The following is a 22,664-nucleotide window of genomic DNA, read 5'->3' on the forward strand; positions in this document are numbered from 1 at the left end:
GCTGCGGGCGTTGGACTTACGTCAGAGCGCTCGCCTGCACGATCAGCACGATGTACAGCGTCAGGATGAACAGGACGGCCGGGAGCACCGGATAGTCCGGCTTGCTGCCGCGCACGAACTTTACCGCTCCCCAGATGGGAAGCAGTAAGAGCACCAACGGAATCCAGGCGACTATCGCCTGCGCTGATGTATGTGTCCATGGTTGGACGAGGGCGATGTCGGTGCCGGCGGCGATGGCGGCGCACAGCAGTCCGAACGCGGTGCTGCCGGTCGCGCCGAGGGTATTTGAGTAGAAGTGCTCGTCGGTACGTGGCGTGCGAGATGTCTTACGCGCGAATTCGAATTGCAAGAACGCGCCCGCGAAGATCAAGGCCACGGCCGCGGTCTTCCAGGTGGCGCGAACCGCACCGGTGTCGGCGGCAGAGAGGACGACGTACGCGGTGACCAGGAGTTGAACCGGATAGGTGACGGCCAGATTCGCCAGAATATCGGTTCGAACGGTCGCCGACAGGCGCTCGAGACCCCACAGCGCCAGACCGTAGGCGAGGACGGCGGCGATCATGAGCGCGGAGACCACCGAGAGCGTCAGGCTCGCGGCGGTCGCGCCGACGGCGATGACGGCCATGGCGGCACGGAGTTCGGTGGCGGAGATCGCGCCGGTGACCAACGGGCGGTCCGGGTTGTGCACACGGTCGTAGTCGAGGTCCTTCTGTTCGTCGACCATGCGCAGATACAGCAGGACGAACGCGACGACGACGATGCGCAGAACCGTGGACCCGGTCGGATGCCAGGCTGAATCTGATTGTGACACAAGGGCCGCGGTGCCCTCCAACGCGAGCACCCAGAGCACGCCGTACAGGACGTAGTGCGGTTTGTACATAACCGCGGTGAAGCGGCCGATGCGGACCACCGAATCGAGGACACCGGAGGACGAAGTTCGAGCGACCTCGCTCATTTCTCGCTCCACCGATCCCACATGGTCACCTCAGCGGCGGGCGTGCGCCGCAGGCCCGGCCCCCGAGTGCCGGGCAGCAGATGCGCGACCGGCAGCATGGCGACCTGGGTGACCTGCTCGAACGGAATCCCGAGCAGGTCGGCGATGTCTCGCTCATAGGCCAGATGTGCGGTCGTCATGGTGGAGCCGAGCCCACGTTCGTGCAGCGCGAGCATGAAGTTCCAGACCGCCGGGTAGATCGAGCCGTAGAAACTGGCCAGCAACAGTGGCGAGGCGTCCGCGGGCGGGCGACCGAGGGAGCATACGATGACCAGCGCGGGCACCTCGTGCAGATGCGCCGCGAGATGCTGCCCGGAGGCCAGGTCACCGAGTTGGTCCGGACGGGGTGTACGCGCGGAAAGGTAAGCGGCGAAACCCTTTCGGTAGTACTCGGCGATCTGCTGTTTGGTCTCCTGATCCTGAACGACCAGGAAGCGCCACGGCTGGCGATTGGTGCCGCTCGGCGCGTGCACCGCGATGTCCAGACAGTCCAGCAGGTCCTGGCGCGCAACCGGACGGGTCGGGTCGAGGCGGCGACGGAAGGCGCGGGTGGTGGTCAGCAGGTCGGTGCCCGAGAACTCCTCGCCCATCAGACTCCTTCGGTATCGGCCTCGGAAACCAGTGCGTCCTCGGCGAATTCGAGATCGATCTGGGCGGCCACGGCATCGGCCTGGAGGATCTCGCAGTGGATGACGGTATTGCCCGCCCCCTGATCGGTGATCTCCGCGGTGCATTCCGCAGGCAGGTCCAGCTCCACGAATCGGTCGAACGTGCTGGCCACACATTCGAGTTGGGGCAGGTCGCGCACGACCATCGACAATGCGGTCTGACGGCAGGCTTCGATGAGCAGACTGCCGGGCACATGGTCGAGCTGGTGGTCGAACAGGAACGGATGGCCGAGATCGGGCACCAGCCGCGCCCGCGCGACCGCACCGTCGCGCACCGGCGCGCCGATCACCACATTGCGCCAGTTCTCCCGGCCCACCGCGGCGGGTGCGGCGCGTTCGGTCAGTGCCGACGCACCGCGAAACTCGCCGAGCCCCAGGCTGTCCCGGAATCCGCTGCGCAGCCCCGACCACTGTCGCCCGGTCACCCAGGAGAAGGATCCGTCGACCGTCAGCATCGGCGCGCCGTCGGATTCGATCTCGAGCACCATATCGAGCCCCTGCAGCACGCCACCGCGCTGATGGCGTTGCGGAACACGCACGTGCATCACCAGATCGGCGGGCGCGGTGCGCACCTCCCAAGCGGCGGTGTCGGATCCGGTGCCATTGAAAGTGCGTACCACGAATGCCATTTCGTTCGGCACTCCGTAGAACTCGTGCGTCAATGCGATGGCGGCCTGCCGGGCCGCCTCCATGACCACCAGCGGATCATGGCGCACCGCGAGCGATCCGGCGTGATCGCCGTAATACGCATGCATTCTTGGTAATTGGGCTCCAGCGACGAAGGTGTGCTCGCCCACGGCGTCCAATGAGGTGACGAACACCTCCGAGACCGCGCATCGGTGTGCGAGTTCCCGGGAGATCGTGCGGGTATGGCTCGCCGTCTGTACGGCGGCCGCGTCTGTGGTCACGTTCGACCCTCCAACCATTCTTCGGCGGACACCGGCCGCAACGTCTGCGACGCGGTGCCGGTCCGCATGGGAAGTACATAGGATCCGAGTACGATCGCCGACCACGGATCGAGCTCCCGGCCATCGGCCCAGGCCTGATACAGCAACTGCGCGCAGTCCGCATCCGAGGCAGGATCGAAGCCGGATGGGGCTGTCCTACCGCCCCGTGCCGAATCGTGTAGCACCCGGTCGAGCGCGTCCGCCCGATCGAAGCTGCGCGCGGGTGTGCGCGCATACAGTTCCTCGGCGATCGCCGCCGCGTCCGCCGCGCGGTCCGTGCCGGTGCAGGCTTGTGCGATCACCGCTGCCCGGCTCCATTCGTCCAGGTAGATGGCGAGTTCCCGCAGTACGTCGGCGGGATCGTCGGGCGAATGCACCAGGTTCAGCAAGTAGTTGTGACGGCCGAGCAGATACCGCAGCTCACCGGGGCGGCGCTTGCGCGGATCGGTGGCGCCCTTCGCCTCGGTCAGCCGCACCGGTACGGGCAGCTCACCGTCGGGCGCGTGCACGACGAGTACGAGCACATCCGAGATGGCGACCAGCAGGTCGGCCAGGCGGCGGCGTTCGGGAGAAGCGATATTCCATGCGAAGTACCACAGTGCGCGAGCCAGATGCCGGTCGACCGGGACGCGGAACGCGCTGACAACCCGAAAGCCGTTGTCGGCCAACCAATTCAGCGTCGGATCGACAGAACGCGCGACAATCGCGTCCGGCTTGAGCAGCAGCAGGGAATGCTCCCTGGCGAATTCGGCCGCGTCGATGCCGAGTCGATCGAGCTGGTCCACCGATTCCTGCACGTAAGTGTCGGCGACGTAGGCGTCGACCTTCTGCGGCGACGGCGTCAGTGGGCTCAGCAATTCCCGCAACGACTCACTCATGGGGCCGCTCCGTCGAAGTCGTTGCTGGCCAGGATGTCCGCTATCGAGGGCAGCGGCATGCCGAGGTATCCCGATTCCAGGCAGTAGTCCAGCAGTACCCGCAGATACTCCTTGCCGCTCGCCGGAGACGGCTTCCCGAGCAGCACGTCGGCGCGGGCGGTGTCGAATACCAGCCGCCGCCGGAAATAACTCGTGTACAGCGAACCGATGCGGCGGTAGTACTCGCGCTCGATCGGCTCGAGATCGTCCTCGGCGAAGGTCGCCTCCGGCACGAAGGTGGCGACCTCGAAGGACGGATATTCGGCGAGCACGTCGGAGACCTCGCGCAGCGAGAGGGTGTCGCGGCCGAGGGCGTGCAGCGTCCGATTCTGTGCGGAATCGAAATCCAGTACGGCCGCGGCGATTACATCGGCGACATGGTCGACCGGCGCCAGCGAGAGCGTCGCGTCGTAGCGGCCGGGCAGCGAGCGCAGCTTGCCCTCGACCATGAGTTTCACGACGGTGTAGAGGTTCTTGTACTCCCGGATCGTCCCGGTATCGCTCGCTCCGGTGACGATGCCGGGGCGCACGATGGCCCACGGCAGGCCCTGCTCCCCGGCCGCGCGTACCAGCTTTTCGGCGCGAAACTTGCTGTCCTCGTAGCCATTTCCGAAGGTTTGACCGGCGTCGAGTTCGTCCTCGGTGATGGTGCCGCCCCGCATGCCGCAGACGTAAGCGGTGCTGACGTGCACGAGCGGCACCTCCCACTCGCGTGCGAGCGCGATGGCATTCGCGGTGCCGACCACATTGAGTTCCTCGTAGTCGGCCGCCGATGCGTCGAATGCCGTGGTGGCGGCGCAGTGCACGATGATGCCGACCCGCTCGGCCAGATCCTCGGTATCGCGCACGGACAGGCCCAATCCGGGCAACCGCACGTCACCCGCGACGGCGGTACCGGCCTCGATCAGGGTTCCGTCATTGCGCACGATGGTCGAATTACTGTGCAGCACAGCGGCAACCGGTCGGCTCGCGGCCGCGAGCCTGGCGACCACCTCGGCGCCGACCAGTCCGGCCGCACCGGTCACCAGCACGGTGTCGCCGGAGTTCACAGTGGCACCCCGGCAGCGGCCAAACTGCCCGAGACCAGGGCGATCACGGCATCGACCCGGCGCACACCCACCAGTTGCTCGGGTCGGTAGCGCGGCAGTTCGAACGCACGCTCGAGGACGACGGTGAGTTCCATCAGCCGCAGTGAATCGAAGCCGAGATCCTCCACGAGGCGGTGCTCGTCGGACAATTCGGCGGGCGGTTCCGGGGCCATCGTCAGGACGATCCGGCGCACCTTGTCGGCAGTCGTAGCGCCAGCCACCGCGGGCCCACCCGTCACCCGGCCACTACCCCTCATCGGATCGCTGCGCGATGCTGCCCTCATAGCTCTCCTTCCCGCAGATGCGGTTGTTGGCCACCGGAGGCCAGCAGATCGCGGGCCTCGTCCAGGGGCAGGTCGGTATTCAGATACCCGGCGATGCGCAGCCAGTCGTAACCGATCGCCAGCGTGCGCCGCCACTGCTCACGTGAATCGAAGGAGGCCGGGAATCCCGTTGTCGTCTCCGCCCCCGCCGCGACCCATCGGACCAGGGTGACGAAGTCGTCCAGCACCGCGAGACCCGCGAGAGTATCTCCGCCCGTTCCGATTATCTCCGAGAAACGGACCCGTCGTGCCGACTCCAGCTGCGTCAGCAGATCGTCACGACGCAGGGCGTGGTTCGGCAACAGCCGCCGCAGAGTCTGCGCGGGCGCTACATCGGCGGGCAGCGAATGAATCCCGAATGCGGACAACAAGACACGGACCGCCATGGCGATGAGCCGGTGTGCCGCGATATCGGCGACCGCACCCTGGGAGTTCTTGACCGCACCGGCCAGGTCCTCTCTGGCGTTCTCCAGGACGACGTTGGACCACACCAGATTCAGCGCGCATTCGGTGAATCTGATTGCGGGCAGGGGCGACAATGTCGCGATCACATCGTCACGGGTGGCACCGGTCAGGCCGAGGGCGGGCGCGGCCGCGTGGGGCACCGGGGTGTACGGCTTGACCGGCTTGCACATGGCCAGCGCGGGTTCGATGAGTTCACCGCCGCGCCACTGCAATCCGACCAGACCGAGTCCGAGGAACTCGAGCAGATCCTCGGCGATGTCATGTTCGGCGCGGCCCAGGACATCGCGCAATGAATGCCGGAACACCACCGAACGCCAGGCGCGGGCCGCGCTGTCCGACAGCGCGAAGACATCACGATCGTCCCGGATCACGTGGATGTGGCCGCCGATCGTCCAGGTGGTGACTCCTGGACGGCGTGCGAACAGGATCTGGTGCGGATCATCGGCGATCTCGGGCACGCCGAGCTCCGCCGCCAGCTGCCGAACCTGTTCCCACGCGAGGTGTTCGGTCGGCTCGGTGAGGTCGTTGTAGCGGTCGATGAGCGCATCGGTTCCGATGCGGTCGAGTTGATGCGGCAGCCACTTGGTTTCCAGGTAGCTTTCGCCCTTGCGGGCAGCCCAGCCCTTCATCGCCTGGAGCAGTCCGTCGCGTGCCCAGTCGGCGGCTTCGGCCTCGGCGCGCATGGCCCGCAGCGCGACCGCGTATCGCAGCGCCTGCGTCGCGCGCCGAGTCCACCAGTCGGCCGCAAGCGCGATGAATCTCGAATGCGGTAGCAGTGCACGCAATTCCGTGACGTTCGGCGCCCCAGGCCGGACCACGGTCGCACGCAGGAATCGCTGACACCGGTTGAGCAGATCCTCGTCGATCTTGTCCGAACCACTCGCCGCCAGCTCCAGTTGATTGCGCAGCTGCGTCTCGGACCGCGTCCGCACCTCAACGCGCCGACCATCGATGAACAACACGGTCGGCAGTGTCGGCAACTCCTCGTCACCGGGGGCGACAACCAGGAAGTCGATATCGGATCCGGCATTGCCGAATCCCTCCGCCAGCGAACCTTCGAACAGGACGGTCGAATCAGGCGGTACCGCAACACTGTCCAATGCCCGATCGAGCAACTGCCGCACTCGTTCGGCAGGCAGCGCGGGCTCGGGCACGGCATCGTCGGTAGCCGGGCTGTCCGTGCGCGGTGCCGATTCGGTAGTGCCGTCTGCCGCGTGCACCACCGCGCCCGCCAACGCGCCGTCCGCGAACAGCTGCCACATATGCCGACGCCGCGGTTTACCGCTGGAGGTGCGGCGGATGAGGCCGCGCGGGCCGGTCACGATGTGCACCGTCTGTGCGGGCCCGAGTTCACCGCGAATAATCCTGCGTGCCTCGGCAATCCAGTCTCCCGGTGCCGATTCGGCGAACAGCGCGATGCCCTGGGCACCGGCCTCGGTGATCGCGACGGCGGCGAGTTTGCCCTTGGTGATTCCGGTTTCCTGGGCCACCCGGGATTCGATGTCCTCCATGAACACCGATCGGCCGCGGACCTTCAGGCTCGACCCCATCCGGCCGAGGACGAAAACCTCTCCGTTGTGCAGGAATCCGGCATCGCCGGTGAACAGCACCCGCTCGACGATCCGCGTCGACGAACCAGCGGTCGGTTCGCCGGAGTAACCGAGCGCGACCGAATCGCCGACGACGATCATCTCGCCAAGGGTGCCGTCGGGCAGTTCCCGGCCGTCTTCGTCGACCACTCGCACGGTCGATTCGGGCGTCGAGTAGCCGAGTCCGGTGATCCACCCGGAGCTCTCGACACGATGGGTGTCGTCGAGCAATTCCTCGGCCAGGATCGTAATGGGTCGACCGAAGCGAAGATTCGGATTGTCGAGCCGCAGTGCGGTGATGGGCCGGTTGCGCGCGGAAGAGGTCACCATCAGCGTGGCCTCGGCCAGACCATAGGCGAGGGTGTACGCGCTGGTCGAAAAGCCCTGTCTGCCAGCCAGACCCGCGAAGGACTGGAGGTCGGCCACCTCGACCGGCTCGGAACCGACGGCCAGCGTGCGCCAGCCGGACAGATCCAGATCCGCGATCTCCTCCGGCGCGACGCGATGCGCCACATAACCGAGCGCGAACGACGGCGACGGCGTGTGCTGTGCGTGCGACATGGCGCGCAGCCAGCGCGCCGGATCGCGGACGAACTGGTCCGGGCGCATCAGATACAGCTCGCCCTGATTGGTCACGGTGGTGAGAAACGCGCCGACCAAGCCCATGTCGTGATAGAGCGGCAGCCAGGAGACCATGGTTTCGCCGTGGCGCCAGTCGATCAGCGTCGAGATCATCGCGATGTTGTTGGCCAGGTTGTGCCAGCTGACCCGTACCCCGCGCGGCGTTCCGGTGGACCCGGAGGTGAATTGCAACAGCGCGCAATCATCGGGCTCGCCGAATTCGCGCTCCGTCGGCGCGGGACCCGGATTCGCGGCATCGATCACCAGCGGCTCGTCCGCGCGGCCCGCCGCCTCCGCCGCTTTGCGCACCAACTGCTCGAACTCGGTCGAGGTCACCACCAATCGCGGCCGGGCCTGCTCCAGAATGGCCGCGATATGGGCGATGATCTGGTCGAGGTCACCGAACATCGGCGGCGCGACCGGGGTAAAGACCCCACCGCAGGCCCACACTGCGTAAAAGGCGGCGGCACAGTGGAATCCGGTCGGCATGATCACGCACGCGCCATCGCCGCTGCCCATACCGTGTTCGCGCATGCGCGCCGCGATCGACCAGCTCAGCTCCGCGAGATCGTGATAGCTGCGGTACTCCCAGCCGTCGGCCTCGTCGGCCAGGTGGATCCCGGCGTCGCGCGCCGGATCGGCCAGCCAATTACGAACTGCGGCAACGTCTTTATCCGGCTTCATCCCGCAGCTCTCCTCCCGACAGCACGGTAACGGTACCGTTCGTGCCGTCGACCCGTATTCCCATACCAGAACGTATCTTCTTGGTCAGGTCCTTGACCTGGACCACCGTCGGAACTCCCAACTCCCGTGCCACGATCGCGACATGGGTGAGGGGACTGCCGCGCTCGATCACCAACGCCGCCGCCGAGGGCAGCGCGGCCACCCAACCCGGATCGGTGCGGTATGCCACCAGAATGCCGCCTGCCACGTCGCGTGGCTCGTCGACGACCACCGCGGCGCCCTCGACGATTCCGGATGCCGACGGCGTGCCGGGCAGGACGGTGCCGACAGTCGCGGCCGGGGTGTCGGTAACCGGTACCCAGCCCTGGCGCGCGAGCTCCGCGCGCCCGAAGGTCGGCCCCGAGGTGACGAAGCGGGCCGGGGCGACCAGCGCGGCGTCCCTGGCGCGCAGGGCTTTCCGTGCGGCGACCAGATCGCGCAGGGCGCCGCTGGTGGCTGCTTGTGGGTCGCTCGGAACGGCACTGTCGTCGTAGCAGCCGCGCAACTCATGGACGGTCAGGGCGAAGACATCGTCGAATTCGTCGATGACGCCGCGCGCGACCAGATCTCGGCCCATTACCCGGATCATCCGCTTGACCATGCCGAAGGCCCGCGTGCGGCAGAACCGCAGCCGCTCCCGATGCGCGGCGCACCGATTCACCTTGCCGCGCAGGCGTTCATAGATCCGCCGCCGGAAGCCGCGCAGATTGGCGTCCAGGTACTCGTCGGCCTCCGCACCGCGGCTGTGCTGTGCCGCCTCCCCGACGCGGCCGATCGCGCTGCGCAGCATGATGAAAAGGCTCGCGGGCTCCTCGCGCAGATCCGGAGTTTCCAACTTCAGTTCGTCCAGGCTGCGGTAACCGTAGCGATCGATGTAGTCCTCGATCAGGTCGCGGAATTCGCTGCGGTCACGTACGGCGTCGTAAATCTGTTCCGGTGCAGTCGAATTGATCAACGACACCAGTTCGGGATCCTGGCGAACGAACTGCGCGAGTTCGGTCATGGCGCGGGCCGGTTCGGCGGATTCGACGTCCGCGCCGGGGCCGACGACGGCATACAGGAACCACTCCGGCGCCTTCGGCAGCAGCAGTTTGGTCAGCAGATACATCAGACCGGTACAGGTCAACAGGATTGCGTCCAGGACCATCAGCGGACCCCAGCGCTCGACCAGGTCCCGGTCGACCTTGCGATAAGCCGCGTAGGCCTGTTCGCCGGTCAGCGTCGAGTAGTCGAGTGCGTCGTATTCGTCGTAGACGCGGTAGAAGTCGGTCATGAAGCGCTCGACCATCTCGTCGATACCGAACAGCCGCCGCACATAGGTCACCGTGGTGATCGCCCGCGACCGCAGCCGGGCCAGTGGCGTGCGGAAGGTGAACGGGCGCAAGGTCTTCGCGATCTCGTCGGGAAGGGGTTCATCGACGCCGAGCGCGGCCTCCAGCACCTTCCGGTTCAACGGATACCCGGGTGCGATGCCAACCATCCGGTACCAGTGCAGCAGGTTGTAATAGACCCGGCCGTGAAAGTAGCCGAGTAGCACCGGAGTCCAGCGATCGGTCTGCCGCAGTTGCGCGTCGGGCACCCGCAGCGATTTGGCGTAGCCGTGGTAGACGCGGCCATAGATGTCGGCGGCGGTCGTGTAGGTCAGTGGGGAGGTGATGCCGCTGAAACTCTCGATGATGTTGGAGTTGTCCCAGATTCGCTCGTCGCCGTCGGCGAGCTCCTCACCGGCGCCGCGCAGTACCGCACCGCGCACCGGACCGTCGGTCACCGCCGTGGTGATCGGCCGTGACTGCAGGAACCAGAGGCCGTCGGCATCGATGGCCCACTCGATGTCCTGTGGCGCACCGAAATCGGCCTCCAGCTTGCGTCCCCACTCCACCAATTCGGCCAGTTCGGCATCGGCGAGCACCGCGCTCTCGCGGCGCTGTGGCTCGACCTCGAGCACCGTGCAGCCCTGCTCCCCCACAGGTGCATAGCTTCGATCCTTGTCCCCCACAGTCGTTTCCAGCACCGTGCCGGAGGATTTGTCGACCACGACCGAGTCGGCGTCCACCGCGCCCGACACCAACCCCTCGCCGAGCCCGTACACCGCGCTGACGACCAATTCGTCCGCGGCGCCGCTGATCGGGTTCGCGGTGAACATCACTCCGCTGGCCCGCGCATCGATAAGACGTTGCAGGACAACGGCTATGGCGTCGGTGCGCGGCTGTCGGTGCGCGAAGGCATAGCGGATGGACCGTTCCGAGAATGCCGAGGCCCAGCAGTCACGCACGCGCGCCGCGACCGCGTCGACACCGTTGACATTGAGGAATGAATCGAACTGGCCCGCATAGGACTGGCCGGGACCGTCCTCGACGACCGCCGACGATCGAACCGCGACCGCGCCCGTCCCCAGGCGGCCGTAGGCATCGGCGATCAGTTCGAGTACCGGCTGCGGCAGTGGCGCATCGACGATCGCGGCGCGTAGTTCCGCACCGGCGGCCAGCGCCGAATCCAGATCGCCCGATGATGTGACATTCAACACAATAGTCGCCAAATCGGCGTCCGTATCGGTCTCGATAAGGAACCGGTTGAAGACATCGGTGCCGAGCACCGCCCAGCCCGGGACCCGGAAGCCACCATTGTGCAAGGTGTACAACCCACGCGCTTTACCCCCGCCTAGCGCGGCAAATGTCGCCGAGTCGGTCCACGGTCCGAGTACCTGCAAGACTTTTCTCCCATCACCCCCGTTCACCGCACCGGAGCAGGCGCTCCGGCACAACAAGGCAGCGCAAACCGAAGGGGCTGTCTGGATATATCCGAGATTTGCTTTCGACGTTAGCCCGCAAACCTTGGGTACTGCTTGGTAAAGACTTGGTTCGAACGCCCAGAGGCACCAGTAAGCTGACCATTTCGAGCGACCTGCAAGCAGTCGCCAGCGGTGCCATGACGTTCGTGGGTTGTGAGGAGTGATTCGGCGTGGGTTGGACCTTCACCCCGGACGAGTTCGCCCATGTCTGGCGCGAGACCGAAGTGGACCGTCACCCGTATCCGCTGCGCATTCTCGAGACGCCGCGAACCGAGACCGAGGCCGACAAATTGCGCGCACAGCTGGAGGAGCGACTACCGCCGCGCAGCGATCCGGATCTATCGGCATGCCTGCGGATCATGGCCACACCGCAGACCAGGATCGTGGCGATCGGCGGCGGGCACGGTCCAGGCACCGAGATCCGGTTGTTGGCCTGTGCGATCTACGACCGCGCGGTCCTCGCCATCCAGGAACCCGGTGCCGGACCGGATTTCGGTGGGCGCGTACGACTTTCGATCGGACTCAGTGCCAAGCTCGGCGCGCGGATCGCCGCATTGCTGCCCGCGGTCCCGGCCGGACACGAACCGGCGCGGGCAGCCTCCGCCGATGCGATCCGCGACGACGAGACGGTGGTCGTAGCGCAGCGAGCGGTGCCCTCGATCCGGCGACTGCTGCTCAAGCCGCATACCGCCGAGGGACATATCCGGATCGAGGGGCGGCTGGACCACCCGTCGCCGCAGCCGCCGATCCACTACACCTGGATCGACGTCAAGGGCGACGGGCGCTATCTGATCAAGGCGGGCGACACCGTGCACATCGTGCCCGCCTCGGCCGACCAACTCGCTACGCAGCTGCAGAAACGTATTCCCGTGCAGGCCCGATAAGTCGCCACCGGCCGGAACTATTTCATCCGGAGGCATGGCTAACGGTTAGTCTGAGGCGGACCGACCGATCCCCGGGGGTGTGGTTCATGACGATCGAAAGCAGCCGAGCCGATATTGCCCGCTTCAAACAGGAGGCACAGGCGGGCACCGTCAAGTTCGATCCGGACGCGGCGCGACGCTGCGCCGAAATGTACAACAATCAAGCCGACCGACTCATCTATCTACGCCAACGCCTCGAATCGGCGGGCGAGCTGGACGGCTTCGGCGGATTCATCTCCGCACAGCAATTGGAGGCCGGATTCGCGCACAAGGCCCGCGACGCCGCCACCCTGCTGGACCACTACATCGAAGCCGCCTACCGCATGAAAGAGGCATTCCTGATCAGCGGCGGGCTGTTCGAGGAGGCCGATGCCGCGAACGCCGCGGCGCTGCGTGCGATCGAAACGCGGGTGCCGCGATGAGTGGTGATGCCGCACAAGGCGGCTGTCGCGCGGGTCAGGACGCAGGGACAAGCGTCAGCGAGGCGCGGCGATGAGCGGTAATGATCCCGATTACATCAGCTCGATGGAGCATTTCGAGTCGATGAAGCATGAGGAGATCTACGCCAAGACCCAGCAGATCGACGCCGCGCGGATCCTCAATGCATCCGTCACGTGGCTGGAAGTGGCAGGGACGCTGGCCAGTTCGTTTCCGCTGACCAGGGCGGGTTCGGATCGGACAATGAATTCGATGGCATGGGAGGGCGCCGCCGCCGAAGCCGCGTATGCGAGTGCCCGCAGCTACGCCGACTCCGTCGATGAACTCGCCGCGATCATGGGACAGGTCGGCACCCGCCTCGGCGCGGTGGCCGCGGCCGCCGAAGCCGTGAAGATCGCCGTTGTGCCACCGGGCAATTCGGGCCCGATCGGCACCATAGCCCGGCTGCTCGAAGCCGCCCATGTGATCAATGCGCAAATGGCGGAAGAGGCGCTGCGACAAGAAGCCGTCCTCGCCATGAACATGATCTACAAACCCGCCTACCAAATGGCAGGCACCGCCGTCCCCGCCCTCCCCACACCCCCCGCCTTACCCGGCACACCAGGCGCGACACCCACCAAGCCCGGCGCACAGGCCCCCCAAACCTCACCCTCCACCCCGGAATACCGAGCGCCACAACCGACGCCCACACCGTCTACCCCGGAGTCCGAAGCACCACAACCAACTCCGAACTCAACGCCCCCGGCACCCGGCACGTCGAATTCCCAGCCACCACAACCGACCCCGGCACCCAGCGCCCCGGAACCTGCTCCCTCCACTCCGGAATCCCGAGCACCACAACCAACTCCGGACCCAACGACACCAGCACCGACATCTCCGGCCCCCGGAACCCCGGCACCGCAACCCACCCCGGCGCCCGGCCCACCGGAACCGGCATCGCCCCTCCCCACTCCGGAATCCCAAGCGCCACAACCAACTCCGGATCCGACGACACCAGCACCCGGCACCCCGGAGCCCCAGGCACCGCAACCCACGCCCCAGGCACCCCAGCCGACCCCGGCTCCGCCCCCTCAGCCTGCTCCAGATCCACAGCCCACCCCTGCACCTGCCACACCGGAATCTCCAGCGCCGCAACCAACAGCGCCCCCGACACCGGAATCCCAGGCGCCACAGCCAACTCCGGCGCCCGCCCCAACGCCGGAACCATCAACCCAACAAGCACCGCCTCCGGCCCCACCACAGGCCCCGCCCCCAACGCAGGAGACCCAACCGCCCGCCCCCGTGCCAGCACCCCCTACCCAACAGGCACCCCCACCCCCGGCCCCCGTCCCGTCGCAACCAACCCCTGCCCTGCCCGACCCCGGCGGCCAGCCCGGCATCACCGGCCCCATCCCCGACCAATCCGGCCCCTCCCAACCCCCACCGACCTCCAACCAACCCGGCGTCATCCCCACCCCAGAAGGAACCCGCTGACCCACCCACACTCCCAGCGTCACGGTGTCACAAATTGTGGTTGGCCTGTGGTCGGACGCAAGTCCATAGACTCGGGTTCCGAGATTCATTGCCGCGCAGCGCTTTAGCTGGCACCACGATGCGCATCGCTGCCGACCCAGGCCCTTCTTCCACAGCCTGGGCAGGCGCACAACCCGGACCGCGTCAGACTTTGACCAGGTCGTCGGCGTGGATTACCGGGCGTTGCATGGTGTCCGGGAGTTCAGTGGTGGAGCGGCCGAGCATGCCGGATAGCTCGGTGCTGTCGTATTCGACTACGCCGCGGGCGACTATGCGGTTGTCGGGGGCGATGAGGTCGACGACGTCGCCGCCGTGGAAGCGGCCGCGGACGCCGGTGATGCCCGCGGCGAGCAGGGAGCGGCGGCGGTGGGCGACGGCTTGGACGGCGCCCTCATCGATGAGGATGGCGCCGCGGCTGTCGGCGGCGTGGCGGACCCAGAATTTGCGGGCGGAGAGGCGGACCGGGCGGGCGGCGAAGGCGGTGCCGACGGTGCCCGCGCCGAGCGCGATATCGGCCTCGGTGGCGGCGGCAAGCAGGACGGGGACGCCCGCGTCGGCGGCCAGCCGGGCCGCGGAGAGTTTGGAGGCCATGCCACCGGTGCCGAGTGCGCCGCCGCTGCCCGCGATGACGCCGTCGAGGTCGGCGCTGCTGCGGACCTCGGGGATGAAATTGGCGGCGCCTTTGCGCGGGTCGCCGTCGTAGAGGCCCTCGACATCGGAGAGCAGCACCAGCGCGTCCGCGCCGACCAGATGGGCGACCAGTGCGGCGAGCCGGTCGTTGTCGCCGAAGCGGATCTCTTCCGTTGCGACAGTATCGTTTTCGTTCACCACAGCGACCGCGCCGAGCGAGCGCAACCGATCCAGGGTGCGCTGCGCGTTGCGGTGATGCTCGCGCCGGGAGAAGTCGTCGGCGCTCAACAGCACCTGCCCGACCGTCCGCCCGAACCGCGCGAACGAGGTCCCCCACGCATGCGCCAATGCCAACTGACCGACGCTGGCGGCGGCCTGCTTGGTGGCCAGATCCCTTGGGCGACTTGTCAATCCGAGCGGCGCGATACCCGCACCGATAGCGCCGGAGGACACCACGACCACATCGGATCCGGCCCGCATCCGCGCCTCCACCGCATCGGCAAGCCGATCCAGCCGCGCCACATCCAGCCCACCCTTCAGGCTGGTCAGCGCCGAAGATCCGATCTTCACCACCACACTGCGCGCCGAACCAATCGCCGTCCTGGCCTCACTCAGCCCGGACTGCGACATCACCTCGGCCATCCCCGAACTCACCTGCATCGCAACCGAACTCCCTGTACCGCAACAGAACTCGACATACCCGCCAGTCCGGCCGAACCCGCCGGGCGCAACACTGCACCCTGAACGCCCTGGCCGCCACCGAATTCCGACACGCGCCGGACGGGTGACCCGAACCGCGGCGCTCGCCGTAACGCCGTGCCAGACCCCGGCGCACACCACAAGCCCACGGCGTTCACGTTATTCCTCGTCGTCCTTGACCAGACCACGGCGTACTCGGGACGCGTGTTTGCGTTCGGCGGCACTGATCCGGTCGTTCTGCTCCAGGCGAATGTCGGTGCCGCGGCCGGTGGGCACCATATCCACACCCGCGGAGATCTGCGGCTCCCAATCGAAGGTGACATCGCCGATGGTGACCGGCGCACCGGGCTCGGCGCCCTGCTTCACCAGTTCGTCTTCGACACCGAGGCGGGCCAGACGGTCGGCGAGGTAGCCGACGGCTTCGTCGTTGTCGAACTGAGTTTGGCGCACCCAGCGCTCCGGCTGCGGCCCGCGCACGATGAAGCCGCCCGGCTCCTCGGGATCGGCGATCACGCTGAAGCCGGATTCGCTGACCGCGATCGGGCGGATCACCGGGCGCTTCGGCGCGGCCTTCGGATGCGCGGTCCGATACTGCTCGACCATCTCGGCGAGCGCAAAGGTCAAGGGACGCAGGCCCGCCCGGCTCACCGCCGAGATCTCGAAGACCGGCCAGCCACGTGCGGCGAATTCAGGCGTGACCATCTCCGCCAACTCGGCGGCATCGGGCACATCGACCTTGTTCAGGATCACCACACGCGGCCGATCGGCCAGATCACCGAGCCCGGTATCGGCATCCAGAGCGGGTTGGTAGGCCGCGAGTTCGGCCTCCAGCGCATCGACATCGGAGACCGGATCGCGTCCCGGCTCGAGGGTCGCACAGTCGACGACGTGCGCGAGCACCGCGCAGCGCTCCAGATGCCGCAGGAAATCCAGCCCGAGCCCACGCCCCTCGCTCGCACCCGGGATCAGACCGGGCACATCGGCGATGGTGAAGGTGGTGTCGCCGCTGGAGACCACACCGAGATTGGGCACCAGCGTGGTGAACGGGTAGTCCGCGATTTTCGGCTTGGCGGCCGAGAGCACCGACACCAGCGAGGACTTGCCAGCCGACGGGAACCCGACGAGCCCCACATCAGCGACGGACTTCAACTCGAGGACGAGATCGCCCTCGTCGCCGTCCTCGCCGAGCAGCGCGAAACCGGGCGCCTTGCGCGCCTTGGACGCCAGCGCGGCATTACCGAGTCCGCCACGTCCGCCACGGGCCACGATGAACTTGTTGCCCGAACCGACCAGATCGACGACCACCTTGCCGTCGTCGTCCAGCACCACGGTGCCGTCGGGCACCTTCAGCACCAGGTCGGTGCCCTGCTTACCGTCGCGGTTGCTGCCCTCGCCCGGCTTGCCGTTGCTCGCCTTGGCATGCGGATGGAAGTGGAAGTCCAGCAGGGTGTGCACATTCGGGTCGACCTCGAGGATCACATCCCCGCCGCGTCCGCCATTGCCGCCGTCCGGACCGCCGAGCGGCATGAACTTCTCGCGGCGCACGGAGGCGCAGCCGTGACCACCCTTGCCCGCACGCACGTGCAATACGACACGGTCGATGAATTTGGACATGTCCGAATCATCCTCCTCGGTGGGCGTAGCGACTGCTTGCAGGTCGCTCGAAACGGTCAGCCGTAGCGACTGCTTGCAGGTCGCTCGAAAGGGTCAGCCGTAGCGACTGCTTGCAGGTCGCTCGAAACGGTCAGCCGTAGCGACTGCTTGCCAGGTCGCTCGAAAGAACCTGCATTATAGGAACGCGATCTTTCGAGAACGCGAAAAGCGGGCCAGGGAATGCACCCTGACCCGCTCAGCTTTTCCGGAATGCCAGAGGCGGTCAGGCCTCGGCCGGCTCCGGAACAACGATATTGACGGTCTTGCGGCCACGCTTGGTGCCGAACTCGACCTTGCCCGCCGCCAGGGCGAACAGGGTGTCGTCGCCGCCACGGCCGACGAGCACGCCGGGGTGGAAGTGCGTGCCACGCTGGCGAACCAGGATCTCGCCCGCCGAAACGGTCTGGCCACCGAAACGCTTGACGCCGAGTCGCTGGGCGTTCGAGTCGCGACCGTTGCGGGAGCTGGATGCACCCTTCTTATGTGCCATTTCTGAACTCCTGTGAAGTAATTCGAGAAAGCGCGGAGGCTTACTTGATGCCGGTGACCTTGAGGACCGTCAGCGGCTGACGGTGACCCTGACGCTTGTGGTAGCCGGTCTTGTTCTTGAACTTGTGGATGCGGATCTTCGGGCCCTTGGTGTGCTCGACGACCTCCGCGGCCACGGAAACCTTGGCCAGCTTGTCCGCATCGGTGGTCAGCTCGGCGCCGTTCACCACGAGAACCGGGGCCAGCGCCACGGACGAACCCGGCGCACCCTCGATCTTCTCGACCTTCACCAGGTCACCGACCGCGACCTTGTACTGCTTTCCGCCGGTCTTGACGATCGCGTACGTTGCCATCGGTCGGCTGCCCTTCTTCCTGTAATGCGCGCGGCTCGTGCTCGCGCGGCTGCGTGCTCCCGCCCGGATGACTCCGGCTGGAAACCACAGCACTCTGGTCTGGTAGTCACCGCCGCCTCAGCAACCTGATGGCTCTCGGCTTCGAGCCGAGTCACAAACACAGCGCGAATAAGCGCTGTCGCCGGGCAGCGACTGTCCAAGATTACAGGACGGGTACCACCCCGACCAAACCGGTGCCCGTGAAAGGCAGGACCCCCGTCGCGGAATGCGGCGGGGGTCCCAGGTTTTCGATCCGATCGTGGCGATCAGTTCGCGTCGTCCACCGGCGGTCCGGCGGGACGACCGACGGCGCGGCGGCGCGGCTTGCGCGACGGCACCACGACCGGTACATCCGCCGTGTAGTCCACGACGGGCCCTGCCGCCCCCTGATCCGCCGTCGGCAGCACGAAGACGGCCCCGGCGCTGTCGGCGGCCGGTGCGGCGGCCGAACGCGCGACGCGACGTCTGCGGCCGGCCGAACGGGGTGCCGCGGATTCGGGCACACCGTTGGACGATGCCGCAACCGGCTCTACCGCGCGCTCCGCGGGTTCATCCGCGACGGACGTCGAAGCTGCGGCAGCGACCGGCGCGACCTCCTCGGACGCGGACGCGACAGCCTCCTCGGCCACCCCTTCCGCCTCCGCGGCTCCCTCGGTCAACGCTTCCGCGACTTCCTCGGCAACCGCCTCCGCGACTTCCTCGGCGACCGCCGCGACCGACTCGGAGACGACGACCTCCTCGACCGGAGCCTCATCGCTTGCGGCGACGACATCCGCGACGGCTTCCGCCACCGCGACCTCCTCGAGGTCCGCGACATCCTCCGCGTGCACTTCCTCCGACTGATGCGCCGCCATCGCCAACGCCACCGGATGCGCCCGCTTGACCGCGATCTCCGCCTCGTCTTCGACAGCATGCGCGGTGCCATTGGCTGCCGCGGCGGGCGCACTCGCCGCCGCACCCTTGTCCCGGCCACGCCGCCGCCGCGATCCGGTCTCCCGGCCACCACGCGTGCTGTCCTCGGCACCGGTGAGCTCCACCGGATAGGTGTGCACGACGATGCCCCGACCATGGCAGTGCTCGCAGGTCGTCGAGAACGCCTCGACCAGACCGGTGCCGAGCTTCTTGCGGGTCATCTGCACCAGGCCGAGCGAGGTCACCTCGGAGACCTGGTGACGGGTGCGGTCGCGGCCCAATGCCTCGGTCAGCCTGCGCAGCACCAGATCCCGGTTCGACTCCAGCACCATGTCGATGAAGTCGACGACGATCATGCCGCCGATATCGCGCAGCCGCATCTGGCGCACGATCTCCTCGGCGGCCTCCAGGTTGTTCCTGGTGACCGTCTCTTCCAGATTGCTGCCGCCCGCACCGGTGAACTTGCCGGTATTGACGTCGATGACGGTCATCGCCTCGGTCCGGTCGATCACCAGGGTGCCGCCGGAGGGCAGCCACACCTTGCGATCGAGCGCCTTGGCGAGCTGCTCATCGATCCGGTAGGTCTCGAAGACGTCGATACCGTTGTTCTCGTGCCGGGAGACCCGGGCGAGCATGTCCGGGGCGACCGTGCGGATGTAGTTCTCGACGGTGCTCCAAGACCGCTCACCCTCGATGACCAGCTTGGAGAAGTCCTCGTTGAACAGGTCGCGGATGACCTTGACCAACAGGTCCGGCTCTTCGTACAGCGTCTTGGGCGCGCCGTTGTCCTTGGCCTCGGCGGCCTTCTCGATGGTGCGCCAGGTCGCCTGCAGCCGCTCGACGTCGCGAGCCAGCTCGGCCTCGCTGACGCCTTCCGACGCGGTGCGGATGATCACTCCGGCGTCGGCGGGCACGATATCGCGCAGGATCTCCTTGAGCCGCTTGCGCTCGGTATCGGGCAGCTTGCGGCTGATACCGGTCGACGAACCGCCGGGCACGTACACCAGGAAGCGTCCGGCCAGGCTGATCTGGGTGGTGAGCCGGGCGCCCTTGTGCCCGACCGGATCCTTGGAGACCTGGACCAGCACCTGATCGCCTGGCTTGAGCGCCTGCTCGATCTTGCGCTCCTTACCGCCGAGACCGGCGGCCTCCCAGTTCACCTCACCGGCGTACAGCACACCGTTGCGGCCGCGGCCGATGTCGACGAATGCCGCCTCCATCGAGGGCAGCACATTCTGCACCTTGCCGAGGTAGACATTGCCGACCATCGACGCCGAGCCGGTATTGGTGACGAAGTGCTCGACCAGGATGTTGTCCTCGAGCACCGCGACCTGGGTCGCGGTCGGGTGCTCCGAGAAGGTCTTCTCGCGCACGACCATGACCCGGTCCACCGCCTCGCGGCGGGCCAGGAACTCCGACTCGGTCAGGATCGGCGGGCGACGGCGACCGGCCTCGCGACCGTCACGCCGACGCTGCCGCTTGGCCTCGAGCCGGGTGGAACCGGTGATGCCCTGCACCTCGTCGACCGTGGCGCGGCTGCGGCTCTTATTGCGCGGCTCACGCTCGTGCACGACGGTATTCGGCGGATCGTCATCGGAGACGCCCTCGCTATCGGCGCCCTCCCCTGCCACCTTGCGGCGACGACGGCGACGGCGACGGCGGCTCGAACCCTCCGGCACACCGGATTCGTCGTCCTCTGTCTCGGTGTCGTCGCCGGACTCGGCTTCGGCCTCGCTCTTGACCGCGGCCTGCTCGTCCTCGGCGCCCTCGTCGACGGCTTCGGTGTCGTCGCCCTCGGATTCGGCGTCGGCGTGCTGTTCACCCCGGCCACGACCCCGGCCACGACGGCCACGCCGACGACGACGCGGCTGATCCGCCTCGCCCTGCTGTTCGGTCGACTCGTCCTCGGTGGTTTCGGGCTCTTCCTCGACGGTTTCGACCGCGGTTTCCTCGGCGCGACGGCTGTCACGCTCGGCCCGACGCTGCCGACGCGCCTCCTCGGCGGCCGCGGCGTCCGGCGGCAGGAACAGCGGTGCGGCGACCGAGGCGGCGGCCTCGAAAACGACCGGCGTCGCTACGTGCGGCTCCTGCGGAACCGAATGGGTGAACAGCTGCACCGACGGCTGATGCGCCGCGGGCTGCTCCCCCGATGCCAGCGATTCGGACTGGTCGATCGCCTGGTCCGGTGCGGAGAAAATGGGCCCCGGCTCGGGCTTGGCCGCTACCGCCTCCGGCGCAACCGGCTCGGTCGCTACCGGTTCCGGCGCAACCGGCTCGGGCTCGGCCGCAACCGGCTCTTGCGCGGTGGTCGCGGGCGCCTCGGGTTCGACGACCTCCGATTCCACCGTGCCGAGCGCATCGCGGACAGATTCCGCTACGGCTCGGTCGACATTCGATTGCGCACTACGTGCGTCGGCACCCAACTCGGCGAGCTTGGCCAGGATGCGTTTGCTGGTTACCCCCAGCCGCTTGGCAAGCGCGTGAACTCGGATTCGCTCCGGCAATTGTTCGGCATCCTGTGATGTTGTTGTCAGCGGCTCTTGATCGGCCACGAAGTCTCCTCGGGTCCCCGGGCGCGTCCCTCCTGGCAGGAGTGACGCGGCCGACGCGGGGGCACTGTCCGTTCACCTCACGCGGTTGGCGCGAGGTCAAGTGGTCTCGCCCCGCGTGCCCGGTTAACACCCATGGTTTTCGTCGGTCGGGCTAACTGGTCACGCGGCGCCTGGCTGTTGGCTGAACTCCACGGCGCGAGCGCTCATCCAGCGTGCCGACGCGAACCTCCGGCCCCAGCAACGGGCCAGTTGTTCGTAGCAGCGATGATCGGCATCGAACCGCAGTGTCATCCGGTTACCGTCCGGCACCGATCGTCCGCGTACCTGCGCGAACAGTCGGCATCGTCAGCAACCACTGCCAGTATCCCACACAGTGCGGCGACGTCTCTCCATCACCGCACTCTCATGGCCCTGGATCAGGCCGGGAACTCGGGAAACCAGAGAGCGATTTCCCGCTTGGCCGATTCCGGCGAATCGGAGCCGTGCACCAGGTTCTCCTGGGTCTCCAGCGCGAGGTCGCCACGAATGCTGCCGGGGACGGCCTTCTCGACCGGATCGGTGCCGCCGGCGATCTGACGGAATGCCGCAATGGCGCGCGGACCCTCCAGGATGGCCGCGACGACCGGGCCGGAGGTGATGAACTCGATCAAGGAACCGAAAAACGGCTTCTCGGCATGTTCGGCGTAGTGGCCACGCGCCAACTCGTCGGATACCTGCTTCAGCTCCAGGGCGGCGATCTTCAGCCCCTTGCGCTCGATCCGGGCCAGCACCTCACCGACGAGGCCACGGGCCACACCGTCCGGCTTGATGAGTACCAACGTCTGCTCAGTCACGGCGCACAGCCTAATAGGCGATACCCCCGGTTACCGAACCGGCGGCTACGAAGAGCCCTGGATGCTGACCCGTTCGAGCGACCTGCAAGCAGTCGCTAGCGCTGACTGGGCAGCAGGCCGAGCTCCATCCGGCGCTTGACGTCCGCGCGCAGCACCAGGATGAAGCCCCAGACGACAGCGAAGAAGACACCCATGACGCCGATGGAGATGTGCACGAAGACGCCGAGGATCAGCAGGACCTGCAGGCCCAGATTGAACGGGATGGCCCATGGGCGGCGTTGCAGTCCGGCGCCGAGGATCATCATCAGCGCGAGGACGACGAGGTAGCCGCCGGAGAACCAGCCGATACCGCCGCCGACGGATCCGACCACGGGCAACGCGAGCAGCACTGTGATCGCCTCGAGGATCAGCGTGCCCGCCATGACGCCGCGCAGACCCTTCCACGGGTCTGCCGCGGGCGGGGGGACCTGCGGCTCGCCGTCGGCCCGCTCGGGCTCGGCGGCGTCGC

Annotated in this window: 18 protein-coding genes; 3 read left to right on the plus strand and 15 right to left on the minus strand. The window is 67.2% G+C overall.

Translation table 11 applies throughout. The features are described from left to right. Positions 1-16: 16 nt before the first annotated feature. From ACQPZ2_RS35895 to ACQPZ2_RS35930, 8 genes are read right to left on the minus strand one after another with little or no spacing between them, the layout of a single operon-like run. On the minus strand, positions 17-955 hold the full coding sequence (locus ACQPZ2_RS35895) for a hypothetical protein (RefSeq protein ID WP_433522472.1): 939 nt from the start codon (positions 953-955) through the stop codon (positions 17-19). After that, positions 952-1,584: a nitroreductase family protein gene (locus ACQPZ2_RS35900; RefSeq protein WP_433522473.1), complete on the minus strand. Its 633-nt coding sequence runs from the start codon at positions 1,582-1,584 to the stop codon at positions 952-954. The genes ACQPZ2_RS35895 and ACQPZ2_RS35900 overlap by 4 nt, the downstream gene beginning before the upstream one ends. Further along, a complete protein-coding gene (locus ACQPZ2_RS35905; RefSeq protein ID WP_433522474.1) occupies positions 1,584-2,570 on the minus strand; it encodes a ScbA/BarX family gamma-butyrolactone biosynthesis protein in 987 nt (328 codons plus the stop codon). Before ACQPZ2_RS35905 ends, ACQPZ2_RS35900 begins: the two co-directional genes overlap by 1 nt. Continuing rightward, positions 2,567-3,487, minus strand: a complete 921-nt coding sequence (locus ACQPZ2_RS35910) for a nucleoside-diphosphate kinase (protein ID WP_433522475.1) — start codon at positions 3,485-3,487, stop codon at positions 2,567-2,569. Before ACQPZ2_RS35910 ends, ACQPZ2_RS35905 begins: the two co-directional genes overlap by 4 nt. Then, positions 3,484-4,575, minus strand: a complete 1,092-nt coding sequence (locus tag ACQPZ2_RS35915) for an SDR family oxidoreductase (RefSeq protein ID WP_433522476.1) — start codon at positions 4,573-4,575, stop codon at positions 3,484-3,486. Before ACQPZ2_RS35915 ends, ACQPZ2_RS35910 begins: the two co-directional genes overlap by 4 nt. After that, the gene (locus ACQPZ2_RS35920; protein ID WP_433522477.1) at positions 4,572-4,898 is read right to left on the minus strand and encodes an acyl carrier protein; all 327 of its coding nucleotides are present in this window, start codon (positions 4,896-4,898) and stop codon (positions 4,572-4,574) included. The genes ACQPZ2_RS35915 and ACQPZ2_RS35920 overlap by 4 nt, the downstream gene beginning before the upstream one ends. Beyond that, positions 4,895-8,296, minus strand: coding sequence for an AMP-binding protein (locus ACQPZ2_RS35925; protein ID WP_433522478.1), 3,402 nt, complete (start codon positions 8,294-8,296; stop codon positions 4,895-4,897). The genes ACQPZ2_RS35920 and ACQPZ2_RS35925 overlap by 4 nt, the downstream gene beginning before the upstream one ends. Next, entirely contained in the window at positions 8,283-11,042 is a 2,760-nt protein-coding gene (locus ACQPZ2_RS35930; protein WP_433522479.1) for a phosphoenolpyruvate synthase, read from the minus strand. Before ACQPZ2_RS35930 ends, ACQPZ2_RS35925 begins: the two co-directional genes overlap by 14 nt. 251 nt (positions 11,043-11,293) lie before the next feature. On the opposite strand from ACQPZ2_RS35930, the gene ACQPZ2_RS35935 reads away from it, so the two are divergent. The 3 genes from ACQPZ2_RS35935 (at position 11,294) to ACQPZ2_RS35945 (ending at position 13,957) form a co-directional block, all read left to right on the plus strand. Continuing rightward, complete coding sequence (locus tag ACQPZ2_RS35935) at positions 11,294-12,007, plus strand: ESX secretion-associated protein EspG (RefSeq protein ID WP_433522480.1); 714 nt, start codon at positions 11,294-11,296, stop codon at positions 12,005-12,007. A gap of 86 nt (positions 12,008-12,093) precedes the next feature. Beyond that, a complete protein-coding gene (locus ACQPZ2_RS35940) occupies positions 12,094-12,468 on the plus strand; it encodes a hypothetical protein (protein WP_433522481.1) in 375 nt (124 codons plus the stop codon). 70 nt (positions 12,469-12,538) lie between these two features. Next, positions 12,539-13,957: a hypothetical protein gene (locus ACQPZ2_RS35945; RefSeq protein WP_433522482.1), complete on the plus strand. Its 1,419-nt coding sequence runs from the start codon at positions 12,539-12,541 to the stop codon at positions 13,955-13,957. 183 nt (positions 13,958-14,140) lie between these two features. Here the strand turns inward: ACQPZ2_RS35945 and proB are convergent, their stop codons facing one another. The 7 genes from proB to ACQPZ2_RS35980 form a co-directional block, all read right to left on the minus strand. Next, complete coding sequence (proB, locus tag ACQPZ2_RS35950) at positions 14,141-15,256, minus strand: glutamate 5-kinase (RefSeq protein ID WP_433527614.1); 1,116 nt, start codon at positions 15,254-15,256, stop codon at positions 14,141-14,143. Between the two features lie 228 nt (positions 15,257-15,484). Further along, on the minus strand, positions 15,485-16,939 hold the full coding sequence (gene obgE, locus ACQPZ2_RS35955; RefSeq protein WP_433522483.1) for a GTPase ObgE: 1,455 nt from the start codon (positions 16,937-16,939) through the stop codon (positions 15,485-15,487). A 262-nt stretch (positions 16,940-17,201) separates the two neighbouring features. Next, positions 17,202-17,468 (minus strand): 50S ribosomal protein L27, encoded by a 267-nt coding sequence (rpmA, locus tag ACQPZ2_RS35960; protein WP_063047669.1) that lies wholly within the window; start codon positions 17,466-17,468, stop codon positions 17,202-17,204. A gap of 40 nt (positions 17,469-17,508) precedes the next feature. After that, positions 17,509-17,820 carry a 50S ribosomal protein L21 gene (rplU, locus tag ACQPZ2_RS35965; RefSeq protein ID WP_040687720.1) on the minus strand — a complete coding sequence of 104 codons (312 nt, stop codon included), beginning with the start codon at positions 17,818-17,820 and terminating at the stop codon, positions 17,509-17,511. Positions 17,821-18,125: 305 nt separating this feature from the next. After that, complete coding sequence (locus tag ACQPZ2_RS35970) at positions 18,126-21,323, minus strand: translation initiation factor IF-2 N-terminal domain-containing protein (protein ID WP_433522484.1); 3,198 nt, start codon at positions 21,321-21,323, stop codon at positions 18,126-18,128. A 416-nt stretch (positions 21,324-21,739) separates the two neighbouring features. Further along, positions 21,740-22,156: a nucleoside-diphosphate kinase gene (gene ndk / locus ACQPZ2_RS35975; protein ID WP_327096241.1), complete on the minus strand. Its 417-nt coding sequence runs from the start codon at positions 22,154-22,156 to the stop codon at positions 21,740-21,742. A 95-nt stretch (positions 22,157-22,251) separates the two neighbouring features. Continuing rightward, the gene (locus ACQPZ2_RS35980; RefSeq protein ID WP_433527615.1) at positions 22,252-22,578 is read right to left on the minus strand and encodes a DUF4233 domain-containing protein; all 327 of its coding nucleotides are present in this window, start codon (positions 22,576-22,578) and stop codon (positions 22,252-22,254) included. Positions 22,579-22,664 lie beyond the last annotated feature (86 nt).

Source organism: Nocardia pseudovaccinii, assembly GCF_050942345.1.
Classification (GTDB): Bacteria; Actinomycetota; Actinomycetes; order Mycobacteriales; family Mycobacteriaceae; genus Nocardia; species Nocardia pseudovaccinii.